The following is an 11154-nucleotide window of genomic DNA, read 5'->3' on the forward strand; positions in this document are numbered from 1 at the left end:
GGATTGTATTACTTATTTAGATGAAACGACAATTGAGAAGATAAAAGAGTGGGGCGGATTAGATGCGATTGCACTRTCKCATCCRCATTATTATTCAACKCAAGTAGAATGGGCAGAAACATTTGATGTACCAATTTATATACATGAAGACGATAAAGAGTGGGTTATGCGTCCAAGTAGTCGTATTATTTATTGGACTGGAGAGTCTTTACAATTAGCAGATGGAATTACCATTCATCGTCTCGGAGGACATTTTAGTGGCGGTTCTGTATTACATTGGGAAGAAGGAAATGATGGGAAAGGTATATTATTAACAGGTGATATCATTCAAGTAGTAGCGGATCAGCAGTGGGTAAGCTTTATGTATAGCTATCCAAATTTAATTCCATTACCGGCGAGAAAAGTTGAGGAAATGGCGAATCGAGTGAAACCGTTACAATTTAATCGTTTATATAATGCTTTTCACCGAGTAGTAAAAGAAAATGCAAATGAGGCAGTGGAACGTTCTGCTGAAAGATATATGAAAGCGATAGAAGGAAAGCTGTTTCATACGTAAAAGGAGTGCTAGATTAATGAAAACGTTAGTATGCTTTGGCGATAGTATTACAGCTGATGAAATATTTTTTGATGGAACACCGAGATTAACACCACGTTTGCAAGAGATGTTTCCAAATTGGAAAGTGGTTAATGCGGGTGTTCCGGGTGATAATACGCTCGATGCACTACAAAGGATTGAAGAGGATGTATTATCGCATGAACCAGACTTTGTAACAGTTTTTATCGGTACGAATGATTCGGTGTTATTTGATCCAGTTCCATTACAGTCATACAAAGAAAATTTAGAGGAAATTGTAAGTGCGATCTCACCAGAAAAAGTATTACTTATTAGTCCTGCACCAGTTGATGAAGAAAGACAGCATAATAGAACGAATGAAGTACTCGGCCAATATGCAGACGTGGTTGAGGAAGTGGCGAAAGAAACARGAAGTCATTTTYTAAATTTGTATGCTGAAATGATTCAAGAAMAGCATTATAAAAAATTTGTAGAAGATGATGAAAAAGACGGTTTACACTTTGGACCACAAGGTTATGAGTATTTAGCGAAGTTAATTTGTGAAAAATTAAAAAGGATTCTGTAAGAAGCAAAGCTTGGGCGCTTTGCTTTTTTTGTATTCAAATAAGTAAAATATAGTATCTTTTCGCAAGGGCATTGTAGCAAGGCAAAAATGCAAACACCTTAATATATTCTAATTAATCACAGAAATAGACAATTCCTGTACTAAATGTTTAGTACCTATAGCACTTTAAAGTACATACATTTTTAATGTGTTAAATATAATTCATAATAGCACCAGTAAGAAGAAAACAAGCGTTACGGTACTATAGAATCTGGTAATTCTAAAAAATGCCAATGTGGTATAAGACAATTAGGGAGGTTAAAGATATGAGTACTTCAAATTTAAGTGAAATAAGTAAACAAATTTTAATAGAGGAGGAAACACTTCAATTTTCCTCTTTTACAAATGAAGATGCCTTGCAATTAGGTTTATTTATCGTTGAAACAGCAAAGCGAGAGGGAAAATTGATTGCTGTTGATATAACAAAAAATGGTGTGCAATTATTTCATTTCAAAATGACAGGGACAACTGAGGAAAATACGAAATGGATTGAGCGTAAAAAACGGGTCGTTTCCCTGCATAATCATAGCTCGTATTATATGCAGATACAAAGTGAAATAACCGGAATTTCATATAATGAAAAATATCTGTTAGATGCTTCGGAATACGCTGCGTTTGGTGGATGCTTTCCTATCCAAATAAAAAACGTAGGGGCTATTGGAATGATAACAGTTTCAGGATTACCACCAGAAGTAGATCATGAATTGGCTATAAGAGCAGTTAAAAATCATTTGAATCAATAATAAAAGTAACTTTAATGGTTAATTAAAAAAGGCAAAAACGGACATACCCCTGTTCGTTTTTGCCTTTTTATTATTTGTCTACTGTAATGAGAATAGACGTATTTTCATTTTTTTCGAGATGACATTCCTAAAAAGTGCAAAGTGAATCTAGTATGGACGTGGACGCTAAAGGCCAACCATATTCGGCTAAAGAACATTTTATTTTCGGTGGTACGCTATTCATTGAATTATACCGTCTGCTTCTAATAAATAGACAAACATTGAGAGATATTACGAAATGAAAAGTCTTTAATTCGAGACACTTTTCTTGACGATAATAATTTATGTAGTTAATATGCTAGATGTAAGGTTATCTAATAACTAAAAGTAATTAAATATATATTATTAAGTACAGTTCGATAAATAAGCAAGTTGTGGTAGAAATGCTTTGAATTGCCACTATTAATATTGGGGACAATTAGAAAGCGAAAGGTATAAAGAATTGAAATTTGATAACTCTTTGTTTTTTATAAAAAACAAAGAGTTAGAAGATAAGAAGAAGCAAGAATGAATCAACAAGAGTATGAGCTTCTGTACAATTCATTTTTAATATAGTGATAATGATTATACACCATGAGGGGGACTGAAATTGGAATCAATGACCTTTGTTTTATTTGGAGCGACAGGGGACTTAGCTAAAAGAAAAATTTACCCCGCACTATATAACTTATATAGAGATAAAAAGATTCCAAAGCAAATATCCGTTATCGGGCTTGGAAGACGTCAAGTATCTCATATAGATTTTCAAAAAAAAATAAAAGAATCAATAGAGACGTTTTCCCGTCATAGGGAGGAAGGTACTCCAGAAATCGAAGGTTTTTTAGATAATTTTCGCTATTGCCCGTTAGATGTGAGTAAGCCGGAAGACTATGAGAGGTTATTACAAGTAGTTCGTGAAAGGGAAGAAGAACTAAATATAAAAGGGAATAGAATGTTCTATCTTTCAGTTGCACCTGACCTTTTCGAGACAATTGCTTTAAATATTAAGGAAAGCGGACTTGATAGAACAGATGGATGGAAACGCCTGATGATTGAGAAACCTTTTGGACACGATCTTAAATCTGCTCGTGAGCTTAATGATAAGCTTAGTCGCACGTTTGAAGAAGACGAGATATACCGTATTGATCATTATTTAGGTAAACCGATGATTCAAAACATTGAAGCACTCGAATTTGCAAATCCTGTTCTCCAATCGATTTGGAACAAAGAACATATAGCGAATGTACAAATAACAGCTAGTGAAACAGTTGGGGTTGAAGAAAGGGCCGGATATTATGATCAGGCAGGAGCCATTCGAGATATGGTTCAAAATCATATGTTACAAATATTAATGATGACTGCTATGAATCTGCCGGAAAAGATTAACGCATGTGAAATCCGAGAGGAAAAACGAAAGGTAATGGAGACGCTTCGTAAAGTGAAAAAAGAAGACGTTCAGAACCATATCGTTCGAGGGCAATACTCTTCAGGAGAGATAAATGGTCAACAAGTTGTAGCATATAAAGRGGAGCCAGGAGTAAATCCTTCTTCTAACATAGACACATTTATTGCTGCTCGCTTATGGATCGATAATCCATTTTGGACTGGCGTTCCTTTTTATATACGAACAGGCAAAAGAATGAAAGAAAAGTCTACTCGTATTGTAATCGAATTTAAAAATACGTTAAAACAGCAATATCAAGATAATAATCCAAATGCAGAACCTAACTTATTAATAATTGAAATTAGTCCAGGTGAGAATGTTTCATTACAGTTAAATAGTAAAAACCCATTGAAAAATGGAGAGATTGAACCGATCCGTATTAATTTTACTTGCGAACAAGCGGATGAGGGAGTACCTGAAGCGTATGAAAGACTCATCCATGATGCTGTGAGTGGAGACTCTACATTCTTTGCACATTGGAGAGAAGTTGAATTGTCATGGGAATGGGTACAGCCAATTCTTGAAGCATTCGAGGAAAACTTATTGCCACTTCATGAATATCAGTCGGGTTCATATGGTCCAGATGCGGCTAATGCTTTATTGCAAGAAAGTGAATTTAAATGGTGGTTAGATCGAAAAATTGAAAAATAAGTACATTCTGAAATGAAGGTATTTAGGGGGACAATTACTATGGCACATAACATGAACCAATTAGCAGTTAATACACTTCGTACTTTATCGATTGATGCTATTAACGCGGCAAATTCAGGTCATCCAGGTCTTCCGATGGGAGCGGCACCGATGGCTTATGCATTATGGGCGAATCATTTAAATTACAATCCTAATAATCCAAAATGGTTTAACCGTGATCGTTTCGTTTTATCGGCGGGACATGGATCTAGCTTACTATATAGCCTACTTCATTTAGCTGGATATGACGTTACGATTGATGACTTGAAAAGTTTCAGAAAGTTAAATAGTAGAACACCAGGACATCCTGAGTTTGGACATACTCCTGGAGTTGAAGCGACTACAGGCCCATTAGGACAAGGGATTGCAAATGCTGTAGGAATGGCAATGGCGGAAGCTCATTTAGCGGCGAAGTTTAATAAGGATGGTCATTCTATTATAGATCACAATACGTACGCTTTAGTTGGAGACGGTGACTTAATGGAGGGTGTCTCTTATGAAGCGATGTCAATGGCAGGGCATATGAAACTTGGTAAGTTAATTGTGCTATATGATTCAAATGAAATCTCACTTGATGGTGAATTAAACATTGCTTTCTCTGAAAACATTCAGAAAAGGGTAGAATCTGCACAGTGGCAGTATGTACGAGTTGAAGATGGAAACGATGTTGAGGCTATTACAAGAGCCATTACATTAGCGAAAGAAAATACGGACCAACCTACTCTTATAGAAGTCAGAACAATTATAGGTTATGGAAGTCCAAAAGTTGCTGGAACGAACAAAGCACATGGTAATCCGCTTGGAGTAGAAGAGGCAACAGCGACAAAACAAGTGTATGGTTGGAATTATGAGGAAGATTTCTTTGTACCTGAAGAAGTGAAAGCTCATTTTAATGAACTGAAACAAAAAGGTATTGAAAAAGACAACGACTGGAATGAGCAGTTCAACTTATACAGCGAATCGAATCCTGGACTAGCAGATGAATTAGAAAAAGCGATTACAGGTGAGGTTTTAATCGAAGCGAATGACATTCTATCCTTTAATACTGGTAAAACTATTTCAACTCGTGTTGCAAGTGGAGAAGCTATTAATCATTATGTGAAATCGATACCTTCTATTTTTGGTGGAAGTGCGGATCTTTCGCATTCCACTATGACAGATATAAAAGGTGAAGCAGTGTATGCAGTAGAATCGTTTGCTGGCCGAAATATATACTTCGGTGTACGTGAGCATGCAATGGGTGCGGCAGCTAACGGACTGGCTCTTCATGGAGGAGTAAAACCTTTCGTAAGTACATTCTTTGTATTTAATGATTATCTTCGTCCATCGATTCGACTTGCTGCATTGCAAAAGTTACCTGTTACTTATGTGTTTACGCATGATTCGATTGCTGTAGGAGAAGATGGTCCAACGCATGAACCAATTGAACAATTGGCAGCTCTTCGGGCAATTCCTGGTCTAACAGTTGTCCGCCCATCAGATGCAAATGAAACAGCGAGTGCTTGGGCTTATGCTTTACAGCAAACGGATGGTCCAGTCGTTTTAGTACTTAGCCGTCAAAATTTACCGGTGTTTGATGAAACGAAAGCGAACATAGAGAATCTTTCTAAAGGAGCTTATGTATTAACGCAAACAAATGAAAATCCGGATGTTATTTTAATTGCGACAGGTTCTGAAGTATCCTTGGCTGTTAGTGCGAAAGCAAAATTAGAACAAGACCATGTTTCTGTTCGTATCGTTGCAATGCCGAGCTGGGAGTTATTTGATCGTCAATCGAAAGAATATAAAGAATCGGTTCTGCCATCTTCTGTAACAAAACGAGTATCGCTTGAGATGGGTGTATCTCTCGGCTGGGAGCGTTATGTAGGACAGGAAGGAAAAATACTGTCGATTGAAACATTTGGAGCTTCAGGAACTGGGGCTGAAGTCATGAATCTATTTGGATTTACGACAGAAAATGTTGTTCAAATTACAAAAAATGTATTGAATTCTTAAGCTATGACTGTGAATACCTTTCTGGACCTATCAACTTATTAGTGCTGAAAGGTATTCAAAATCGTAGTGATATGGATTTTTAATAAAAGATGATTTGAGGAGGAATTATATTATGCAAGTAGGATTAATTGGTTTAGGTAAAATGGGATTAAATTTAGGGAAAAATTTAATGGATCATAAACATGAAGTAGTAGCATTCGATTTAAATACGAGTGCAGTGGAAGAAATGAAAGAGTATGGAGCTACAGGTGTATCTAGTTTAAACGAACTTGTTCAGTCATTACAATCACCAAGAATTCTTTGGGTTATGGTTCCGCACGCTGTTGTTGATTCTGTCATTAGTGAAGTTACACCGCTGTTATCAAAAGGAGATATTTTAATTGAAGCTGGRAATTCACATTATAAAGAGTCTATCCGCCGATATGAGCAATTAAAGAAAGATGGCATTCACTTTATGGATGCAGGAACTTCTGGCGGAATGGAAGGGGCTCGTAATGGTGCTTGTTACATGATCGGAGGAGATCAAGAAGCTTGGGAAATCGTTGAACCTATCTTCCGCGATACAGCTGTAGAAAATGGATACTTATATGCTGGAAAAGCTGGTAGTGGTCACTTCTTAAAAATGGTTCATAACGGAATTGAATACGGTATGATGGCTGCTATTGGTGAAGGATTTGAGATTTTAGAGAAGAGTGAATTTGATTACGATTATGAAAAAGTATCAAGAGTGTGGAACAACGGTTCAGTAATTCGCTCATGGTTAATGGAATTGACTGAAAATGCATTTTCTAAAGATGCAAAACTGGATGAAATTAAGGGAGTTATGCATTCTTCTGGTGAAGGAAAATGGACAGTAGAAACAGCATTAGACCTTCAAACAGCGACGCCTGTTATCGCAATGGCATTATTAATGCGCTACCGTTCATTAGACAATGATACKTTYACAGGAAAAGTTGTAGCAGCTCTGCGCAATGAATTTGGCGGACATGCAGTAGAAAAGAAATAAAGTGAAACTTTAATCAGTGGGGGTTCTTTATCCCCCACTGATTATTAGCCTTCACCAATCGGGCTTTTACGGGAAGCCCGACCCCAAACCTAACTTCTTTGCTTCGCTGAATTTTGAGGTGGGGGTCTTACTGCCCGGCAAATAGCGGGATAAACATCTTAAAATTATAACTCGTTAACGTTTAAAAAATGGAGGGAATGGATCATGAAGTTTTTTATTGATACTGCAAATCTTGAGGACATAAAAAAAGCATATAAACTAGGAGTTTTAGCTGGTGTTACAACGAATCCTTCTTTAGTAGCAAAAGAGGGCGTTAAGTTTGAAGACCGTATCGCAGAAATTTGTCAGGCAGTACCTAAAGTTGAATCTGTTTCGGCAGAGGTAACGCCAGATGCTGTTACAGCTGAAGAAATGATCGCCCAAGCAGAAGARCTRATTAAAATTAACGGTGGCGATAAAAAMRTCACGATAAAACTTCCGATGACRYTAGCRGGATTAGAAGCTTGTCGCTATCTWACWGAAAAAGGTGTKAAAACGAACGTTACMCTTATTTTCACTGTGAACCAAGCACTTTTAGCTGCYCGAGCAGGTGCAACGTAYGTTTCTCCATTTTTAGGWCGCTTAGATGATATTTCTGAARATGGCGTATTATTAGTTGCTAAAATTGCTGAATTATTCGATGTTCATCAATTAGATACACAAATTATTGCGGCTTCTGTCAGACACCCAGATCATGTAACTCGTGTAGCGCTGGCAGGTGCTCACATTGCAACAATTCCTTATAAAGTAATTGAACAACTTGCTATGCATCCATTAACAGATCAAGGTATTGAAAAGTTTGCTGCGGACTGGGCAAAAGCGCCTAAATTATAATGAAGTGAAGTTTTCACTAATTGCTTTTTCACGAGAGGGCCACTCCCTATGTAACTTCATCCTGTAAACTTAATCTCGAGTTTGGCATCTTATTACGTGAAAACGGCAATATAAAAAGAAACGATTCATTTTTAAAATAGCACAATAGTTATGAAAAGGACCCCCTTATGAGTGTAAAGTTTATTAAGACGTAACTCTCATAAGGGAGAGTCTTTTTTCGTATAAATCATGGTACTCTCAAGTATGTATATGTAAATATCCTTCTCACCCAAGGAAGAACTTTGTGGGTGCTCTTTTGTTATAGGAATAWTTTGAAAGGGGTTACATAGTGAGCTCAAAATATATGATTGGTGTAGATATTGGGACAACTAGTACAAAATCAGTTTTGTTTTCAATTGATGGATCTGTTATTGCAAGCCATGGGATTGAATACCCTTTACATTCTCCCGCGCCAGAAACAGCRGAACAAGATCCAGAAGAGATTTTYCAAGCAGTGATACATACGATTAAAGAAACTGTACAATCAAGTAATATACAGCCGATTGATATTCTTTGYRTYTCTTTTAGTTCGGCAATGCATAGTGTCATTGCTRTWGACGAAGMRGGGAAKCCGTTAACGAGATGTATCACTTGGGYAGATAATAGAAGCGCMAGCTGGGCAGARAAAATAAAGARTGATATGAATGGTCATGAAATTTATCTTCGTACTGGGACACCAATTCATCCTATGTCACCACTTTCGAAATTAGTTTGGCTTCAGAATGAGCATGCAGAGTTATTCGCAAAAAGCTATAAATTCATTTCTATTAAAGAGTATATTTTCTATAAGTTATTTAAGGAATATGTAATTGATTATTCTATAGCATCAGCAACAGGAATGTTCAATTTGAAATCTTTAAAATGGGATGAGGAAGCTCTTCGTGTTGCAGGGATTTCAGGTGAAAAGCTTTCAAAACTCGTTCCAACGACGCACAGCTTAAGAGGGTTAGATGAGGAACTTGCAAAAGAGATGAATGTACTTGTTTCTACACCCTTTGTAGTAGGAGCGAGTGATGGAGTACTATCTAATTTAGGTGTAAATGCAATAGAGCCTGGGGTTGTAGCTGTTACAATTGGTACAAGCGGTGCAGTGCGAGCTGTAACAAATCATCCTGTAACAGATCCTAAGGGGCGGATTTTTTGTTATGCGCTAACTGAGGAGCATTGGGTAATTGGCGGGCCAGTTAATAACGGTGGGATGATTTTTAGATGGGCTCGTGACCAATTAGGCACTTCAGAGATTGAGCTTGCGAAGCGTTTAGGAAAAGATCCATATGAAGTGCTTACTGAAATAGCAGCAAAAGTTAACCCTGGATCGGACGGTTTATTATTTCTTCCATATTTAGCAGGAGAAAGAGCTCCTTTATGGAATGCTAATGCGCGAGGATCTTTTTTTGGACTTGGATTACATCATAAGAAAGAACATCTTATCCGTGCTGTTTTAGAAGGAGTAATCTATAACTTATATACCGTTCTTCTTGCTTTAAAAGAGCTCATTGGCGAACCGAGAAAAATTCATGCCACTGGAGGCTTTGCAAGGTCAGAACTTTGGAGACAGATGATGGCKGATATYTTTCATCAAGACGTATAYGTTCCTGAAAGTTTCGAAAGYTCTTGCCTAGGAGCKGCWATCCTYGGTTTATATAGCTTAGGTGAARTAGATACATTACAYGTAGTTTCTRAWATGRTAGGTGCMAATTTTTATCATGAGCCAAAYATGAAAAGTGTGGARAWATATAAAKATTTAACACCTATCTATATTCGTCTGTCCCGTCAGTTGGAAGAAGAATATGAAAGTATAGCAGCTTTTCAGAAAAAATGGGTTTAGAGGCTATTTGGCAGATAAATATGGTAACTTATAAAGAGGTACTCCGATTTTTAGGATATTCTTTCAATATAAAATAGTTTAAAGCTACTTAGTAAGAAGTATGATGAACGAAAACTATAGGGAGAGGGTTATGAAAATGAAGGATAACAAAGAGTTTATTGGATATGTTGGAACTTACACGAAAGAAGATAGCGAAGGAATATATACTTTTACTTTAGACGCGGAAGCAAAAAAAATTAGTAATGTAACACTTGTGGCTAAGCTTGATAACCCTACATATGTAACGATTAACCGAAATAATGAATATCTCTATTCTGTTGTAAAGGAAGGAGAAGCTGGTGGTGTAGCTGCTTATTCGATTGACAGTCATACTGGAGAGCTAAAGGCGGGAAATAGACAAGTAGTAGAAGGTGCTTCTCCTTGTCATATTAGTGTTGATAGTAAGAATCGCATAGTAGTTACAGCAAATTACCATAAAGGAACGATTGAGTTTTTCATAGTTAATGAAGAAGATGGAACTGTAAATCCTGTCACATCTATTATGAAACATGAAGGTTCAGGTCCGAATAAAGAAAGACAAGAAAAACCACATGCACATTACGCGGGATATACTCCTGATGAAAAATATGTGGTGGGTGTTGATTTAGGGATTGATAAATTAATTACGTATGAAATAAAAGATAGTACATTAATAGAAGTGAATAGCTTATCTGTAAATCCAGGAAGTGGTCCAAGACATATTACTTTTCACCCGAATGGAAAGTACGCTTATGTGATGACTGAGCTAAGTTCAGAGGTCATTGTGTTAACATATAATTCGGAAGAAGGATCCTTTACAGAATTACAGTATATTTCTACCGTTCCAGAAAAATTTGATGGAAATAGTCAAGGAAGTGCTATTCATATCTCTTCTGACGGCCACTTTGTGTATGCAGCCAATCGCGGCCATAATAGTATTGCCGTTTTCAGTGTAGATCAAAATTCAGGTAAGCTTACATTCGTTGAACATACATCCACAGAAGGAAATTGGCCAAGGGACTTTGTATTAGATCCTACTGAAAAGTTCCTTGTTGCTACAAATGAAAAGTCACATAGTCTTGTGCTATTTTCAAGAAATGAAACTACAGGGAAGCTAACTCTTTTACAATCGGATGTTGTTGTACCTGAGCCTGTTTGTGTTAAGTTTTTGAATGTTTAAGTTGTGATTGATATAATTTCATATACTCAAAAAACAGTAAAAAGCAAAGCGATTTCGCTTTGCTTTTTACTGTTTCTTTTTCGGTCTACGTACTAACTCGCCGCCGCAGTTTGGACAAACGTTGTGTCTTTCTTCTGTACAT

At 36.8% G+C, this 11154-nt stretch carries 10 protein-coding genes and 1 pseudogene; 9 read left to right on the forward strand and 2 right to left on the reverse strand.

Features of this window, described 5'->3' with window-relative positions:
* The 3 genes from AC1DJR_RS07580 to AC1DJR_RS07590 all read left to right on the forward strand — a co-directional run.
* A partial coding sequence (locus AC1DJR_RS07580; RefSeq protein ID WP_477002322.1) for an MBL fold metallo-hydrolase occupies positions 1-556 on the forward strand: 556 nt, incomplete at its 5' end.
* A 16-nt stretch (positions 557-572) separates the two neighbouring features.
* Positions 573-1139, forward strand: coding sequence for an SGNH/GDSL hydrolase family protein (locus AC1DJR_RS07585; protein ID WP_477002323.1), 567 nt, complete (start codon positions 573-575; stop codon positions 1137-1139).
* Between the two features lie 272 nt (positions 1140-1411).
* The gene (locus AC1DJR_RS07590) at positions 1412-1921 is read left to right on the forward strand and encodes a heme-degrading domain-containing protein (protein WP_477002324.1); all 510 of its coding nucleotides are present in this window, start codon (positions 1412-1414) and stop codon (positions 1919-1921) included.
* Between the two features lie 127 nt (positions 1922-2048).
* Here AC1DJR_RS07590 and AC1DJR_RS07595 read toward each other — a convergent pair.
* Positions 2049-2141, reverse strand: a pseudogene (locus tag AC1DJR_RS07595) (winged helix-turn-helix transcriptional regulator); the annotation flags it as partial.
* A gap of 408 nt (positions 2142-2549) precedes the next feature.
* Between AC1DJR_RS07595 and zwf the strand changes: the two are divergent.
* From zwf to AC1DJR_RS07625, 6 genes are all read left to right on the forward strand, one after another.
* A complete protein-coding gene (zwf, locus tag AC1DJR_RS07600) occupies positions 2550-4034 on the forward strand; it encodes a glucose-6-phosphate dehydrogenase (RefSeq protein WP_477002325.1) in 1485 nt (494 codons plus the stop codon).
* Positions 4035-4073: 39 nt separating this feature from the next.
* On the forward strand, positions 4074-6068 hold the full coding sequence (gene tkt, locus AC1DJR_RS07605) for a transketolase (protein WP_429692307.1): 1995 nt from the start codon (positions 4074-4076) through the stop codon (positions 6066-6068).
* A 112-nt stretch (positions 6069-6180) separates the two neighbouring features.
* On the forward strand, positions 6181-7074 hold the full coding sequence (gene gnd / locus AC1DJR_RS07610) for a phosphogluconate dehydrogenase (NAD(+)-dependent, decarboxylating) (RefSeq protein ID WP_429692308.1): 894 nt from the start codon (positions 6181-6183) through the stop codon (positions 7072-7074).
* 204 nt (positions 7075-7278) lie between these two features.
* The gene (fsa, locus tag AC1DJR_RS07615) at positions 7279-7947 is read left to right on the forward strand and encodes a fructose-6-phosphate aldolase (RefSeq protein WP_477002326.1); all 669 of its coding nucleotides are present in this window, start codon (positions 7279-7281) and stop codon (positions 7945-7947) included.
* A 343-nt stretch (positions 7948-8290) separates the two neighbouring features.
* Positions 8291-9814: a gluconokinase gene (gene gntK / locus AC1DJR_RS07620; protein WP_477002328.1), complete on the forward strand. Its 1524-nt coding sequence runs from the start codon at positions 8291-8293 to the stop codon at positions 9812-9814.
* A 130-nt stretch (positions 9815-9944) separates the two neighbouring features.
* Positions 9945-11012 carry a lactonase family protein gene (locus AC1DJR_RS07625; RefSeq protein ID WP_477002327.1) on the forward strand — a complete coding sequence of 356 codons (1068 nt, stop codon included), beginning with the start codon at positions 9945-9947 and terminating at the stop codon, positions 11010-11012.
* 66 nt (positions 11013-11078) lie between these two features.
* Here AC1DJR_RS07625 and AC1DJR_RS07630 read toward each other — a convergent pair.
* The coding region (locus AC1DJR_RS07630) for a DUF1272 domain-containing protein (RefSeq protein ID WP_477002329.1) at positions 11079-11154 on the reverse strand (76 nt) is incomplete at its 5' end.

Source organism: Bacillus sp. 05T31 (genome assembly GCF_056396725.1).

Bases quoted from the DNA above. Each gene is read 5' to 3' on its own strand.
- tkt (WP_429692307.1), top strand. From the start codon at position 4,074: ATGGCACATAACATGAACCAATTAGCAGTTAATACACTTCGTACTTTA.
- AC1DJR_RS07590 (WP_477002324.1), top strand. From the start codon at position 1,412: ATGTGGTATAAGACAATTAGGGAGGTTAAAGATATGAGTACTTCAAAT.
- AC1DJR_RS07625 (WP_477002327.1), top strand. From the start codon at position 9,945: ATGAAAATGAAGGATAACAAAGAGTTTATTGGATATGTTGGAACTTAC.